We start from the raw sequence: 14,946 nt of genomic DNA, 5'->3' as shown, positions 1-14,946 counted from the left end.
CATCGACGCGGCACCGCAAGGGGCCGCAGGAATGAACCGCAGGTCTTATGGAAGGTCCCGGAGCAGGATTACGTGCGGGATCGAGGGATGGAGGGTCTGCTCCGGGAAAGGATACGTCCTTGCCGCGCAAGCCTCGAAATTCTGACGAAAGTCTCCATGCACATGATGCGCACCCTAGCCGATCAAGCCTCGTCTCTGAAAGTCACGCCGGTCCCCACCAAGCCGAACGCGAGGTTCAGATCGCCAGGAAAGCGACGAGCATCAGGGCGAAAAGGCCCACGGCGACAATTGTTCTTGTTGTCGTGTCCATTGCGGCTGCCCTTGCTAGACATGTCGCTGAAATTGACGGTCGATTGGCGGATGGCTTGCAACGGAGCTCCATCTTCCATGTTCCGACGGCCTAAAGAAGCTTTCCGCCAACTGCGGGATTTCGTTTCGCGCTATTCCGATGTCTTCAAGGGTCCTGTCGTCCAGGCCCTCAAGCGCGGCCATGGCACGGTTCCGTTGCCAGCGTTGAACCGCCCGTAGGAACAGTTGCGCGACGGTGGCTCGCGGTTGCCGAAGCGCAGGAGCCTGCCGGCGAACCGTGCTCGATGAATAGTTGGATATGGACATGTCGTTCTCCTTCAAGTTCGCTCGGCAGCGTTCCACGCGGCCCTCGAATGGGCATCGGTGCATGGGCTCGACGGAAGGCACCGGGCGCAGTTCTTCGACGCTCACCGCATCGCCGGGAAGCAGCGCCGTGCCACACTGTCTAATTGTGGATGAAGGTTCCCGAGACGGCGAACGGAAGCGTTCGAGCCGCTCGGGCTACGAACGCGTCAGGAGGGACGCCGAGACGACCAGGTATTTCTTGCGACTGCCCGGAATAATCATGCTCCAGATATGGCCATTGAACGCAGTCCATTCAACGGGTTGGGACCGGGTGCGGCCTTCGGACGCTGGCAGTGCCATGCGCTGGCGATACTCGGGCGCAACGCCGCAAGCAATCCGCGCGGCTCCGTGCGGCATTCCATCCATTTGACTTCGAGCGCAGCCTGGCCATGATGTGTCTGTGAACAGGATTCCAACACACGGACTTCCCTTCCGGAAGCGGCCCAAGACAGGCCGCTAGCCCTGGCCTAACGGATCAATTCCGTCAGGCCAGGGAGCTTCCTATCGAATCAAATTCTGAGCGTTGCGCGTCCGCTTCGGGGGACCGCTCCAGCATGCACGAAGGAAACCGGAAATGGCCAAGAGAAACGGCAATCGAGAAGCCCGCAAGCCGAAGCAGGACAAGGACAGGAAAATTCAGGAGGCGGCCACAGTATCGGAACTTGGCGCCAAGGCGGCCGGAGCCGGACGACGGCGCTAGGCCGTCCACAATCGTGGCGGCGGCTTCATTGACTGCCGCCACTTTCCTCCTGCTGGTCTCGGCCGCGCGGTGGTCGCAAGATCGATCGGGCAGGCACGCCTGGGTTTCCCTCCGCCCGGTCGCGATAAAGGGCTGCGCGTGCGAGCAGCATCAGCGTGACCGGGGTTGTGACGGTGATGAAGACGCCGATCAGGAGTTCATTCGCGACAGGGCGCGAACCCAGCGCCGACAAGCAGACGATCGAGGCGAGCACGATGGCGCCTGTTCCCCAGCTTGTACCCAACGTCGGAGCGTGCACGCGCTCGAAGAAGCTGCCGAACCTCAGGGTTCCGATTGCGCCGAGGAGGGTCAGTCCGGCGCCCACGAGAACGAGGAAAGCTGTCAGCAGCGCCGCCCAGGCGGGTAGTGCTCCAGCGTGTGTCATTCTATCACCTCACCGCGCATGAGAAAATTCGCCAAAGCCACGCTCGAGGCGAAGCCCAGCACTGCGATGATCAGGGCCGCCTCGAAATAGATCGGGCTTCCTGCGCGGATGCCGATCGTCAGCACCAGAAGCATGGCGCTCACATAGATGGCATCGAGGCAGAGAATCCGGTCCTGCGCGCGAGGGCCGCGGATCAAGCGGAAGGTGTAGCAGCCCATGGCGACCACCAGCATGGCCTGTGCGGCCGTCACGGACCAAAGGAGTATGATGGCGGTCATTCGAATATCTCCATGAGAAGACTTTCGTAGCGGCTCTTGATCAGGGTGATCCATCCCTGTTCGTCGACGAGGTCGAGAACATGGATCAGAAGGATGTTCGAATCCTGGGCGTGCTCGATCCAGGCAGTGCCAGGGGTGCTGGTGACGATGCAGGCGAGCACGGCGAGCCCCGTCCGATCGCGAAGGTCAAGCGGTATGGCCACGAAGCCGGATTTGCGTTTGCGGCCGCCGCGTTGGAGCACAATGCGCGCAACGGCGATGTTCGAGCACAGGATGTCCAGCGCCACGATCCCGGCAAGGCGGGGGATCAGCTGCCACCGTCTCAGCCTTGGCTTTGACGGCTGCAGCGCCGCCATCGCACGGGAGGCCGCGACAGCGATCAGGCCTCCGAGGATGAACTGCCCTGGCGAAAATGACGTCAGCATCATCCACGTCAGCAGCGACGCCGCAGTCAGAATGGGGTAGGGCAGCGCACGGGTCATCTGGCGACGGCCTTCGCTTGCTCTGGGCCTAAGACGCCTTGGATGTAGCTCGAAGGATCGTGCAGCGAGAGCGCCGCCGCTTCGGTGTACTCGATCATCACGCCTCCCTTGACCGTCAGGAACAGGCAGAGAGCCAGCAGCCCGACGACCGGCGCTATCTCCACCACCAGTACGCGCGGAACGACGGTTTCGAGCGGCGCCCAAAAAGTGCCGATGCCGCTGCGCATCATGGCGAGCAGCGCCGCTAGGCCGGACAGAATGACCAGTGCGACCAGCAGCCAGGTTCTCGGCGGGATGCCGGCGGGAGTTCCGAGCCCGTCCAGGTTCAACATGCCCGTCAGCATAGCGAACTTGGCGACGAAGCCCGAAAGCGGCGGCAGACCCGCGAGCAAAAGAGCGACGCATCCGAAGCACACGCCGAGGATTGCGAGCGCGCCCGGCATGACGACGCCGACTTCCTCGTCGTCACGTTCCTCGTCCACGCCGCCGTCTTCGCCATAGGCTTCCCTGGTGACGGCGAGCAGGTCGGCGCCAGGTTCACGCGCTCGCTCCACCAGTTCAATCAGCATGAAGAAGGCAGCTGTCGTCAGGGTCGAGCTTATGAGGTAGAACAGCGCTCCTGACACGACCGCCGCGTCGCCCATGCCGACAGCGGCCAGCAAGGTCCCCGAAGAAACCAGCACGCTGTAGCCAGCAAGCCTGCCCATCGCCTGCGAGGCGAGCACGCCGGATGTCGCGAAGGCGACCGTCGCCATGCCGCCCCAAAGCATGACTGTCCCGCCGAAGCCTGTCAGTTCGCCTGCCTGGCTGCCGAAGAGCAGCAGGCTCAGGCGCAGGAGCACGTACACACCGACTTTGGTGAGAACGACGAAGATGGCGGAGACTGGGGCAGCAGCAGCCATGTAAGCGGAAGGAAGCCAGAAGCAGAGCGGCCATACGCCAGCCTTGACCAGGAAGGCGGTGCCCAGGATCGCCGCACCCGCCTGCAGCAGCATCCGGTCCCCCGCCGGGACGGCGTGCAGGCGAACCGCCAGGTCAGCCATATTGAGCGTGCCGGTGACGCCGTAGATCAGGCTGACGCCGATGAGGAAAAGAAGCGACGCCGCTAGGTTGATCGCAATATAGTGCAGTCCCGATCGGACGCGGAATGCTCCGGAGCCGTGCAGCAGCAGGCCGTAGGACGTCGCCAGCGTTACCTCGAAGAAGACGAACAGATTAAAGAGGTCTCCCGTCAGGAACGCGCCTGCAAGTCCCATCAGCAGGAATTGGAAGAGGCTGTGAAAGTGCGGTCCGGCCCTGTGCCAGCGAGCGAGCGAGTACACCAGCGAGGCGAAACCAATGACGGCGGCGAGGACGAGCATGAGGGCGGCCAGTCGGTCTAGCACGAGCACTATGGCGAACGGCGCGGGCCAACTCGCGACCGCGTAGGACAATGAAACGATATCGCTTGCGGCCGGAACGCTATTCGCCATGCACATCAGCATCACGCTCGCGACTAGGAACAGCGCCGCTGAAGCGAGGCTGACCAGCGCCTTCAATGTGTGGTGCGACTCGTCAATCAGAAGCAGCAACGCCCCGGTCACCAGCGGGAGCAGGATCGGAACGACCAGAAGGTGTCGCGTCCACTCCATCAGCGCGACTTCCGCCCGTCGACGTGGTCGCTGCCGGTGAGGCCGCGGGCGGCGATCAGGACCACCAGCAAGAGAGCGGTCGTTGCGAAGCCGATCACGATTGCAGTAAGCACCAGCGCCTGCGGCACCGGGTCCGCGAAGTCGGCGGGATTTCCGGAGCCGTCCGCACCCAGTACGGGAGCTGCCCCTACGCGCAGGCGACCCATGCTGAAGATGAAGAGGTTCACTGCGTAGGAAAGCAACGAAAGGCCGATGACGAGTTGGTAGGTGCGCGGTCGCAAAATCAACCAGACGCCCGATCCGGTAAGAACGCCGATGGCGACTGCAAGCGTCAGTTCCATTGCCGGCGTTCCTCCACGACCTGACGTTCCTCCTCGAGGCGAGCCGCCCGCAGGCGACGGATTGACTGGTGGGCGATCGCGATCAGCATCAGCACCGTGGCGCCGACGACGAGACTGAACACGCCGAGATCGAATAGGGTCGCGCTCGCCATCGGGAGTTTCCCGACGAGCGGCAGGCTCACGTACCGAAAATATGAAGTGAGGAAAGCGTCGCCGTGCAGCATGGAGGCGGCGCCCGTCAAGGCCGCCAGCAGAAGGCCGCCGCCGATCCATCTGACCGGCAGAATGCGCAGCCGGTCTTCCACCCAGACCGTTCCCCCTGCCATGTACTGCAGGACGAAGCCCGCCGCCATCGCCACGCCCGCGGCGAAGCCTCCGCCCGGTGCGTCGTGGCCGCGCAGGAAGAGATAGGCCGCCAGCACAATCACCACCGGGAACATCCATTGCATGATCACCGAGGGCACATAGAGGTATTCCGCGGGCGTCGCGCCGGCCACCCGGTCCGGCTCGGCCTCGTCGTAGGACAATTGGACACGCTGCTGCTCCGGTCGCTCGATGCTGTCCGCCGCAGGGCGGAAGCGCCGCAGCAGGGCAAACACCGTCAGCGCGACGATGCCAAGCACGGTGATCTCACCCAGCGTGTCGAAGCCCCGGAAGTCGACGAGGATCACGTTCACGACGTTGCGTCCCCCGCCTTCGCTGTAGGCCTTTTCAATGAAGAAGTGCGCGATGGTGTCGGGCGGCTTGCGCGTCATGACGGCGTAGGACATCGCCGCCATCCCGGCGCCCGCGACGACGGCGATCGTGAGATCGCGTAAATGTCGCGCGCGGGCGAGCGGGCCGCTTGGCTCGCGCAGCGCTTCGGAGCGTTTCGGCAGCCAGCGCAGGCCGAGCAGTATGAGCACAGTTGTCACGATCTCGACGAGGAGTTGTGTGGCCGCCAGGTCCGGCGCCGACAGCCAGACGAAAGACAAGCAGGTGACAAGCCCAGTTCCCCCGAGCAGCACCAGAGCCGCGAGACGATGGAACTTGGCCCGCTGCGCGGCCGCGACCGCGCAGACCATGCCAATGCCCCACAGGCCGGCAAACGCGACATCATCCCGTCCGCCGCTATAGCTTCCGAAGCCAAGCCCCGAGGCGAAAAGAGGGGTTGCGGCGGCGGCGGCCGCGGCGGCGACGAGCAGACGCATCTGCGGCTGCAAACGCCTCGTGCCGAAGACCTGCTCGACAAGGCGCGCGCCTCGCCATGAGATCGCGACCATGGCCCGCTCGAAGATGCGTTGCCCCTGTATCCGGCCGAAAAGGAGGGGGCTTTCGGCCCGTTCGAGGTAGTCGCCGGCGAATAGGTAGAGCAGCGCGCCGGCTGTCAGCGCGATCGCGCTCATCGCCAGCGGCAGGGTGAAGCCGTGCCATACCGCAAGACTGTATTGGGCGTCGCGGCGCCAAGTACCGAGGACACCGCGACCTGCAGGAACGGTCCGATCGTCAGCCCCGGGATGATGCCGACGACGAGGCAGGCCACCACCAGGAACGTGACGGGGAAGCGCATCCAGAAGGGTGGTTCGTGCGGCTCGCGCGGAAAGCTTTCTGGGGGCGGGCCGAGGAAGATCGAGTGGATGAGCCGTATGGAATAGGTGACGGCGAGCGCGCTGCCGAGAACGGCCGCGTAAGGCGCCGCTGTGTCCAGCCAGGAGTCGGCATGGGTCTCGACCGCTTCCGCGAAGAACATCTCCTTTGACAGAAAGCCGTTCAGCAGCGGCACGCCGGCCATGGCAGCGCTAGCGACCATGGCCAGGGTGCCCGTAATCGGCATGTAGCGGAACAGGCCTGAGAGTCGCCGCAGGTCGCGCGTGCCGGTCTCATGGTCGATGATGCCGGCGGCCATGAACAGCGACGCCTTGAAAGTGGCGTGATTGAGCATGTGGAAGATGGCGGCGACCGCGGCGAGCGGGCTGCCGAGGCTGAGCAACAGCGTGATCAGCCCCAGATGGCTGATCGTGGAATAGGCCAGCAGTCCCTTGAGGTCCTGCTGGAACATCGCGAGATAGGCACCGAGCACCAGCGAGATCATTCCCGCCAGACCAACGATGAGGAACCATTCAGGCGTACCTGAAAGCACCGGCCACAACCGGGCCATGAGGAAGACGCCCGCCTTGACCATGGTTGCCGAATGAAGGAACGCCGAGACGGGCGTGGGTGCGGCCATGGCGTTGGGCAGCCAGAACTGGAAGGGGAACTGCGCGCTTTTGGTGAGCGTGCCTAGCAGGATCAGCGAAAGCGCCGGAACATACAGATTGTGGTTCCGAATAGCGTCACCCGACGCCAGCACCGTGTCGAGGTCGTAGCTGCCGACGATATGGCCAACTACGAGAACTCCGCCCAGCAGCGCAAGGCCGCCGATCGCCGTGATCGTCAGCGCCATCCGGGCGCCGTCGCGCGCGGCCTGGTTATGATGCCAGTAGCCGATCAGCAGGAAGGAGAAGATGCTGGTGAGTTCCCAGAACACGACCAGGAGGATCAGGTTGCCGGCGAGCACAACGCCCAGCATCGACCCCATGAACGCAAGGAAGAAAAGATGGAAGCGGCGGACGGCATCCTCCGGCGAGATGTAGTAGCGCGTATAGACGACGACGAGAAGCCCGATCCCGCTGACAAGCGTCGCGAAGATCCACGCGAACCCGTCCATGCGCAAGGCAAAGTCGAGGCCCAGTGAGGGAATCCATTCGAACTTTTGCCGGACAATCCCCCCGCCCTGGACGGAAGGGTAGAGCGCGAGCGTCAACGCCAGACAGGCCAACGTCGTTGCGCCTGCCAACCAGGTCGCGGGTGCGCGCGAGTCCGACGGAAGCAAGGTGGCCGCGAGGCCTGCCACGAACGGAAGAGCGATGATCAGAGGCAGCGAATAAAGCTCCATCACTCTCCTTGAAGCTGAGCGGGCGGTCTGACTGTGCGTTATCCTGCGCTTCTACGCCATCGATGATTGTCCGCCAATGACAGGCCAGATGCTCGCGTCGCGGTCTTCCCAAGCTGTTTAGTGGGCTTTCCGCTGCCTGCTGGGTACCACCAGGACATCGCAGGGAACCGCCTCGAGGACGCGCGATGCCACGCTGCCGACGACCGCGTGAAGCAGTCCCGTCCTGCCATGGGTTCCGACGATCACGAGGTCGGTGTCGGCGTCGTTGGTCAATACCTGCAGGCCCATCACCGGATCGCCGCGGCGGGCAACGATGTCGAACTTCGCGACGGCTTCCTCGCCGGCGACCTCCCGGAGGAAGTCGCGGCATTGGTCAAGCGATTTCGTTTCGAACTGTCGATCATAGTCCGCGCTATCATGAGCGAAGCCGCGGTAAGGCGGCTCGAACGCATGGAAGAGGCACAGCCGCCTCAGTCCAAACCATCGCAGGGCAACCATCAGGGCAAGCTTGGAAGACTCTGACAGATCGGTAGCGACGAAAGCGCGCTCGTCGGTGTCTAGCACTCTCTTTTTCACGACCAACAACGGGATGGGGGACTTTCGGGCAAGCGCTGTGACATTGCTTCCCACCAGCACCTGCGCGAGCGGCCCTGACCGCGCTATCCCGGTAACGATCAACTCCGCCCGTTCCCTTGCCGCTATCTCGAGCACCAGCCAGTCGACTGGCCCTTCCTCCACGATCACGGATGAACGAAGGCCATCAACGCAGGCAAGCTCCTCGCGGAGAGAGGCGGCATTGCGCATTGCCGCCCGCCTGTACGCGTCGCGCACGGAAGTGTCCTCGGTCAGCGCCATGTCGGTGAGAGCGTGCACCGCGGTAAGGCTCGCATTCCACTGGATTGCAAGCCGCACCGCCCGGTCCTGCGCTCGATCGCACCGCGCGCTAAAGTCCGTCGCAAGGATGATATGGCTCGGTGCGCGCCGCGTCGTCTCAGCCAGCGCGCCGTCTTCACCCTTTTCCCGTGAGGTGTTTGACATGAGGTGCCTCGGACATTTGCACAACGATATAGCATCGGCCCTCTGGAAGAACAGTCGTCCACCCGCATCGGACGGAGTCCGCCTCGTCCCTGGGACTGCGTACAGCACCCGCTGGCGCGCCGATGGCTGATCGGGAAGACCCTGTTCCGGGGGTCACGATCGGTTGATCGCTTGAATGTGCCTTGCTGCGGTTGCCAACAAACAATTATTCTGACGGCTGCCTGTCATCCCACCAAGGGGCCGATGCTGACGGCACAGCCGTCAGTGGACCCAACCATAGGCAAGCTGCCTTCGACGCGGGGACAGGGGAGTTGGTCATGGCGCAAACCGATGCAAAAGGTGCGTCCGCACTGCTGCGGGGCCTGACCGGGCTGCTGCCCGAGATTGAGGCGCTCTACAAAGACATCCACGCCCATCCCGAACTGTCGATGCAGGAGACACGCACCGCGGGCGTCGCAGCCGATAGGCTGAAGAAAGCCGGCTACGAGGTTACCACCGGGGTGGGCACGACGGGTGTGGTGGGACTGCTTCGCAATGGCGAGGGGCCTACGGTCATGCTGCGCGCTGACATGGATGCGCTGCCGATCGCCGAGAGCACAGGGCTGCCGTACGCCAGCAAGATCACGGCAACGGATGCTGAAGGCAACACCGTTCCGGTCGGGCATATGTGCGGCCACGACATGCATGTCGCCTGGCTGGTGGCTGCCGCGACGCTTCTGTCGCAGGCGCGCGATGCCTGGAATGGCACGCTGATGGTCGTCTTCCAGCCGGGGGAGGAAACCGCCCAGGGAGCCCAGGCCATGATCGACGACGGCCTCCTGAAGCGGTTCCCGATGCCTGACGTCGTGCTCGGCCAGCATGTCATGGTCGGCCCTGCAGGCACCGTAGCCGGTAGCGCGGGGCCGATCACTTCCGCGGCGGACAGCCTGCAAATCCGGCTGTTCGGACGAGGCGCGCATGGCTCGATGCCCCAGGCCAGCGTCGATCCCGTGGTCATGGCGGCATCCGTCGTACTGCGGCTTCAGACGATCGTGTCCCGTGAGGTAGCCGCAACCGACGCCGCGGTGATCACGGTCGGCGTGCTGCAGGCCGGCACGAAGGAGAACGTCATCCCTGACGACGCCGTCATTAAGCTAAACGTTCGGACCTTCGACGCGAGCGTGCGCAAGCACGTGCTTGCCGCGATCGAGCGGATCGTCAGCGCTGAGGCCGAAGCCTCCGGCGCCCCGCGCAAGCCGGAGATCACGCCGCTCGACCGCTACCCGCTCAACGTGAACGACGAAACCGCCAGCAACCGCATCGCTGAGGCGTTTCGCGACTATTTTTCGCCCGAGCGGGTAAAGCACACTGGACCAGCTCCGGCGAGCGAGGATTTCGGCTGCTTCGGCACCGCATGGCAGGTGCCGTCGGTGTTCTGGTTCGTGGGCGGAAACGACCCCAAGGTCTATGCCAAGGCCAAGGCGCAGGGCAGGCTTAACGAATTGCCCGTCAACCACAGCCCGAAATTCGCGCCCGTCCTGCATCCCACGCTGGAAACAGGCATCGAGGCGCTGGTCGTCGGCGCGCTGGCCTGGCTCGGCGAGAAGGCGAACTGAATCCTTTGGATCGGATGGGTCGGCTTTGTCCGGAACGGGCAGCCTTATTTGTGATCGTCCGGCGCGCCCGGCCGTCTATTGGCGCCTCAGGCTCTTTCGAATGCCGTTTCGTGCCTTCGGCTCGATGCGTTAAGTTTGCGCGGCGGAGCCGTCATGATCACAATTGAAACCCTAGTGTATTTTCTCGACCTGGGCGGGACCTTCGTTTTCGCGATCAGCGGGGCGGTTGCGGCGGTCAATCGCCGCCTCGACATTTTCGGCATCCTCGTTCTGTCCTTCGTGACGGGAAATCTCGGCGGGATCACCCGCGACGTGCTGATCGGCGCGGTCCCGCCGGCCGCCTTGACCGACGGCCGGTATCTGCTGGTTTCGGTCCTAGCCGGCCTCGTCACTTTCTTCTGGTATGCTGGCGTGGACAAGCTGCGCAGTCCCGTGCTGCTGTTCGATGCGGTAGGCCTTTCGTTCTTCGCGGTCGCCGGTGCGCAAAAGGCGATCGAGTTCGAGCTGAGCCCGATGATGGCCGCGCTTCTGGGTATGTTGACCGGCATCGGGGGCGGCATGACGCGCGATGTTCTTCTCGCGGAGATCCCGCAGGTGCTGCGTTCGGATCTTTATGCGGTCGCGGCACTCGCCGGGGCGGCGATCGTCGTCGGCGGCGACATGATCGGTCTCTCCTATGGCATCTCTGCTATGGCCGGAGGGGTTTTGTGCTTCGGCCTTCGCTTCATGGCGATCAGGCACGGCTGGCATCTGCCCGTCGCGCATCTCTCCGCTCGCGGCCGGGCGGGCTCGGACCCTTCTGATGACGAGAAACCGGGCGAATGATCGATGGGCTTGGCCGTGTTCGGAAGTACAAGCTTATGGCGCGGCCGATCCCATTCGCTGGCCACTGCTGACAGGGTCGAGCGCCTATGTTTCCCTGTCAGTCTTTGCTCACGTCAAATTGCCGCTGGGCGGCAAGCTTCGATGCTTTCACGGCCCAGCGCGTTCTGAACGGGTCACCAAGCGATCACCTGATATTACGGCGATTGCGAGCCGGGGTGCGACGAAGATGGCGCTGACGCGGTTCTCGCCTTCTTGGTGGTCTTGCGCCGACAACGCATGTCGTCATCCGATGGCGGCTACGTCATTCAGGAACTAGACAAGCATCATGACGATGATCGCACCGATGACGATCAGGACGAGGCCGCCGATCAGCATCGGCAACAAACTGTTGTCTGGATCGATCCCAGACTCAAACTGCTTTTCTATCGGCGTAACGTTCTTCTTTGGCTCAGCCATGGGCTCGTCTCCTGCGAAAAATCGGCACGCGTCCGATGAAAGAGCGACGGGCCTGTGTAGGTGGCTGCAACGCTGTGTACCCGGCCCAATTGATCCAATGACGAGATGTTGCGTCTCTCGATTTTTTACGGCCAACGCTGTGTCCCGACGCGCGATATCGACCTCATCTACCGCCTGGTGCCACGCCAGAAGCTCGGGGGTGCGATGTCCCTCCAAGGAAATCTTGGGGCATCAGTGCGACGTCGGCCAATGTGTAACGGTCGAGCACGCTCTGGAATGAGGCTATCGCCTCGCCGAACATGCCTGAAAGCTTTCAGGAGCCGGTGAGCACGCATTGGTTTTCGGTGGCAAAGCACTCCACAACGGCGAAATCCGGCTCGGTCAGCCGCATGACGTCGCCGATCCGGATCATCTCGGGCCGGAGTCCCAGAGCGAGGCCGCCGGAGCGGCCACGTACCGCCTTCAGGTAGCCGCTGCGCGTCAGGGTATTGGCGACTTTGTTGAGATGCGTCTTCGACACCTTGAAGGTACGGGCGGTTTCCTCGATTGTGATCAGGCGATCGCCGGCCGAGGCCGCGTACATCAGCATCCTCAAGGCGAAGTCCGAGAAGTTGGTCAGCCTCATGGGCGGTTGCTCCTTGGATTGGCTTGCCTTTATGGGAACCACCCATATGCCAATTCTGCATCACAGGTCGTTCTCAGCGATCGGTTCGACGCCAATCGTTGGCTCGCCACGGCTGAAGGCGACGGCCAGGCGAAAACTGTGAGCAATACGCAGGGCTCGATTCATGAACAGCGCCGTAACGTCAGGCGGACAGATGCGGCGCACCGTGGCGCGGAACAGCTTCAGCCAACGCCGGAAATGCGCCTCGCCGAGGCCCACGATCGCTAGATGCGGCGGCAGGGGCCGTCCGTCGTAGCGGGCAGTTCGCAGCAATGTCGCGGACCAGAAGTCACACATTTTTGCCAGATGACCCGGCCACTCGTCAGGCTGTATCCTGCCATGGAAGATGGGGCCTAGGAGCTCGTCGCGGCGAATTTCATCATAAAAGCCGTGAACTACGCTACGGATCATGGTTTCGTCGAGTACTTGTGCCAGCGGCGCGCCATCGACGATGATCGTGCTGTTGCTTCGACTGTTTCGGCTCATTTGCGCTCAACCGTCTCCTCAAGTTCTTGACGCCGTCGCCAAGTTGCCGCGTGCGAGGGTTCCTGGGGAGCGTCGCCGATCTGGAGATACTGAACCGGGCCTGCGGCCCCGTCCTGCGACCAAGGTCGATGCGTTTGCGTTCTAACGACAATCCTGACGGGTCGGCTCAACATTCCAACTAAAACACATATTGTCAATGTTTGTTTTAGAAAGGCTGTCGAGAATGCAATGCACTGCCGGATCTCAATCAGTAGGCGTGTGGCTGGCTTGCTATGCTCACGGCGCATTGCCGTGAAGGAAGAGCGTTGGACAGATCAGCTCGAACCAATGCCAAGTCCGCAAAATGCCGTTCATCGGCAATCATGGCGTTTAAGCATCGTTTAGTTACGCCGGCACGACAGTGCCAGGCTCGGCTTGGCAAGGGCGCGGACCAATCCAAATGCCCAGACTTGGATCGGCATTAAGTATCGCCATCACCTCAGCACCAGAATGCGCCAGTCGCAACCGCTCTCTGATGCGAGGTGTCCGAAGCACCCGGCAAACCTGTGAAAGAGCGGGAAGGAAGGCGGAAACGGCGGAGCGAGGCCACAGCATCGTATAGACGATATCAACGGGATCGTCGTCCGGCCCGCCGAAATCGACAGGCGGATGCAGCCGAGTGAAAGATGCCATGGGAGAAGAGATCGCGTCGAACAAGGAGTGTGGGATCGCAACGCCGCAGCCGATACCTGTCGAGCCGAGGCCCTCGCTGCGCCAAAGGCTGTCGAGAACCATCTGTTCGTCAAGTCCGGCTCTCCGCGCCATCCTGACGGCTATTTTCGTCAATGCGGAATGCTTTCCCTTTGTCGCGAGCTCTAGCGAGATGTCTTGTTCCGACAAATAGGGGATCATCACAGTCGCCTCTAATTGATCCAAACGCAGTCACGAACGACGGTTCAGTCACACCGCCAACGCAGGGCAACGTTCACTTTGAACTGAATTGGAATCCTGGCTAGCCCGGACGCGAAGCCAACGTCTTTCGTGTCCGGGCTAAAGGCCTGCTTTGAGGCGCCGTGGATATCGTCGGAGATTTTGCGTGAAAATATGCATAACGACAAAAATGTAGTGAAGATCTTTTTGGAATCAAGCGACGCCAGTAGTGACGGGTCGCTTCAGAGTTATTCGGTGCCGCCGGTATAATTCCTTCGACCATTTGACATGTGCCGCCTCGGTTCGCGAGTTGTCGCGAATAATCCCGAGCCTTTGCCAGTGGGCGTCTGCGATCTTCGCCGTCGGGTGACTGGAGAGAATTCATGGGTGCGAACAAGAGGAACCAGATAAACGCAAAAATAATGCACTGAAACGCCATTTAATTTCGTTTGACGAACCTGGTCGCCTCCTCCTTGCTTGGACGAGGCAAACGGACCGTGCCAGCGCGATAGGGATCGGATTTTAGGCCTTCCAGATTGTCTGCTGTCGCACGGCTTCCACCCAAGCAAGGAGTACCGTGATGAAAAAGCTTGCCCTCGCTGTCGCCGTGACAATGGCCAGTTCGTTTTGCGCCATGGCGGCTAGTGACGTCGCCAAATCGCCGCCGCCTGCTCCTTACGAACAGGTCAGCAAACTCGTGAAATTGCCCGACTTCCTCCCGGGCATGGGCCAGCTCTTCGTCAATCCGGCGACGTTGCCGGCCGGTCCGTTCCTTGCCTATGACCACGACGGCAAGCTTGTCAGCACCATCTACATGCTTCCAATCAAGGAGCTCAATCCGGACAAGCGTTTTGACAACCTCGCGGCGCCGGGCGGCAACGTCGACCATGTCGACGTTTACTACAATGCCGGGCACCCGGGCGTTCCCGAACCGCATGTCCACGTCGTGCTGTGGCATGTCTCTGCCACCGACGAGGCGCGGGTCGCCAAATGACACTCACGCGCCGTGAGTTCCTTGGCGCGGGCGGCGGTTTCGCCGCCCTGGCGCTTTCGTCTTTAGCCGTGTGGGCCGGCGACATCGTCGACATCGCGATGAAGGGTCGCGACGATGGCTCGCACGTCTGGTTCGATCCTATCGGCGTTCTGATCAAGCCAGGTCAGACGGTCCGTTGGACAAACCTCAATCTTGGCAACTCGCACACGACCACGGCGTACGGCCCGAAGAATTTCGGGCGGCCGCTGCGCATGCCCAAGGCCGCAAGACCATGGGCCTCGGACTACCTCCTGCCCAACGAGACCTTTTCGGTGGCCTTCACCGAACCGGGGGTCTATGACTATTTCTGCATTCCGCACGAGCATGCCGGAATGGTCGGCCGCATCATCGTCGGCGAACCCGTGACAAACGGCTGGACCCAACTTGACGGAGCCAATGGCGACCTCCCGGAGGAGGCCCTCAAGGCGTTTCCGACAGTCGACGAAATCATGGCGAAAGGGATCGTCCGGGCCGCTTAGGCTGTCATGAGACACACGACCGCCAGCAACAAGGAGA

Annotated in this window: 15 protein-coding genes and 2 pseudogenes; 5 read left to right on the top strand and 12 right to left on the bottom strand. The window is 62.4% G+C overall.

Annotated elements, in window-relative coordinates; all coding sequences use genetic code 11:
• Positions 1–324: 324 nt before the first annotated feature.
• Positions 325–492 (bottom strand): DUF1127 domain-containing protein, encoded by a 168-nt coding sequence (locus WDX12_RS28420; RefSeq protein ID WP_434725722.1) that lies wholly within the window; start codon positions 490–492, stop codon positions 325–327.
• A 736-nt stretch (positions 493–1,228) separates the two neighbouring features.
• Between WDX12_RS28420 and WDX12_RS28415 the strand changes: the two genes are divergently transcribed.
• A complete protein-coding gene (locus WDX12_RS28415; protein WP_280177797.1) occupies positions 1,229–1,354 on the top strand; it encodes a hypothetical protein in 126 nt (41 codons plus the stop codon).
• Positions 1,355–1,379: 25 nt separating this feature from the next.
• Here the strand turns inward: WDX12_RS28415 and mnhG are convergent, their stop codons facing one another.
• The 7 genes and pseudogenes from mnhG to WDX12_RS28380 form a co-directional block, all read right to left on the bottom strand.
• A complete protein-coding gene (mnhG, locus tag WDX12_RS28410; RefSeq protein WP_434722818.1) occupies positions 1,380–1,778 on the bottom strand; it encodes a monovalent cation/H(+) antiporter subunit G in 399 nt (132 codons plus the stop codon).
• Positions 1,775–2,056 carry a K+/H+ antiporter subunit F gene (locus WDX12_RS28405; RefSeq protein WP_434722817.1) on the bottom strand — a complete coding sequence of 94 codons (282 nt, stop codon included), beginning with the start codon at positions 2,054–2,056 and terminating at the stop codon, positions 1,775–1,777. The genes mnhG and WDX12_RS28405 overlap by 4 nt, the downstream gene beginning before the upstream one ends.
• Positions 2,053–2,538 (bottom strand): Na+/H+ antiporter subunit E, encoded by a 486-nt coding sequence (locus tag WDX12_RS28400; protein ID WP_434722816.1) that lies wholly within the window; start codon positions 2,536–2,538, stop codon positions 2,053–2,055. The genes WDX12_RS28405 and WDX12_RS28400 overlap by 4 nt, the downstream gene beginning before the upstream one ends.
• Positions 2,535–4,169, bottom strand: a complete 1,635-nt coding sequence (locus WDX12_RS28395) for a monovalent cation/H+ antiporter subunit D (protein WP_434722815.1) — start codon at positions 4,167–4,169, stop codon at positions 2,535–2,537. Before WDX12_RS28395 ends, WDX12_RS28400 begins: the two co-directional genes overlap by 4 nt.
• Positions 4,169–4,510, bottom strand: coding sequence for a Na+/H+ antiporter subunit C (locus WDX12_RS28390; RefSeq protein WP_434722814.1), 342 nt, complete (start codon positions 4,508–4,510; stop codon positions 4,169–4,171). The genes WDX12_RS28395 and WDX12_RS28390 overlap by 1 nt, the downstream gene beginning before the upstream one ends.
• Positions 4,501–7,424, bottom strand: a pseudogene (locus tag WDX12_RS28385) (monovalent cation/H+ antiporter subunit A). The gene WDX12_RS28390 and the pseudogene WDX12_RS28385 overlap by 10 nt, the downstream one beginning before the upstream one ends.
• A 117-nt stretch (positions 7,425–7,541) precedes the next feature.
• Entirely contained in the window at positions 7,542–8,462 is a 921-nt protein-coding gene (locus tag WDX12_RS28380; RefSeq protein ID WP_434722813.1) for a universal stress protein, read from the bottom strand.
• Between the two features lie 317 nt (positions 8,463–8,779).
• On the opposite strand from WDX12_RS28380, the gene WDX12_RS28375 reads away from it, so the two are divergent.
• Positions 8,780–10,057 (top strand): M20 family metallopeptidase, encoded by a 1,278-nt coding sequence (locus WDX12_RS28375; RefSeq protein WP_434722812.1) that lies wholly within the window; start codon positions 8,780–8,782, stop codon positions 10,055–10,057.
• 135 nt (positions 10,058–10,192) lie between these two features.
• Positions 10,193–10,882, top strand: a complete 690-nt coding sequence (locus WDX12_RS28370; RefSeq protein ID WP_434722811.1) for a trimeric intracellular cation channel family protein — start codon at positions 10,193–10,195, stop codon at positions 10,880–10,882.
• A gap of 312 nt (positions 10,883–11,194) precedes the next feature.
• Here the strand turns inward: WDX12_RS28370 and WDX12_RS28365 are convergent, their stop codons facing one another.
• From WDX12_RS28365 to WDX12_RS28350, 4 genes and pseudogenes are all read right to left on the bottom strand, one after another.
• Entirely contained in the window at positions 11,195–11,338 is a 144-nt protein-coding gene (locus tag WDX12_RS28365) for a hypothetical protein (protein ID WP_434722810.1), read from the bottom strand.
• Between the two features lie 163 nt (positions 11,339–11,501).
• Positions 11,502–11,963 (bottom strand): annotated as a pseudogene (locus WDX12_RS28360) (RrF2 family transcriptional regulator).
• Between the two features lie 60 nt (positions 11,964–12,023).
• Complete coding sequence (locus tag WDX12_RS28355; RefSeq protein ID WP_434722809.1) at positions 12,024–12,488, bottom strand: group III truncated hemoglobin; 465 nt, start codon at positions 12,486–12,488, stop codon at positions 12,024–12,026.
• A gap of 384 nt (positions 12,489–12,872) precedes the next feature.
• Positions 12,873–13,379, bottom strand: a complete 507-nt coding sequence (locus tag WDX12_RS28350) for a PTS sugar transporter subunit IIA (RefSeq protein WP_434722808.1) — start codon at positions 13,377–13,379, stop codon at positions 12,873–12,875.
• Between the two features lie 598 nt (positions 13,380–13,977).
• Between WDX12_RS28350 and WDX12_RS28345 the strand changes: the two genes are divergently transcribed.
• On the top strand, positions 13,978–14,391 hold the full coding sequence (locus WDX12_RS28345; protein WP_434722807.1) for a DUF5602 domain-containing protein: 414 nt from the start codon (positions 13,978–13,980) through the stop codon (positions 14,389–14,391).
• Positions 14,388–14,909 carry a plastocyanin/azurin family copper-binding protein gene (locus tag WDX12_RS28340; protein ID WP_434722806.1) on the top strand — a complete coding sequence of 174 codons (522 nt, stop codon included), beginning with the start codon at positions 14,388–14,390 and terminating at the stop codon, positions 14,907–14,909. The genes WDX12_RS28345 and WDX12_RS28340 overlap by 4 nt, the downstream gene beginning before the upstream one ends.
• Positions 14,910–14,946 lie beyond the last annotated feature (37 nt).

The organism is Mesorhizobium sp. RIZ17 (genome assembly GCF_051127865.1).
Taxonomy (GTDB): domain Bacteria; phylum Pseudomonadota; class Alphaproteobacteria; order Rhizobiales; family Rhizobiaceae; genus Mesorhizobium; species Mesorhizobium humile.
Note: the sequence above shows the minus strand (reverse complement) of the source record. Positions and strands in the feature narration are given on the sequence as shown.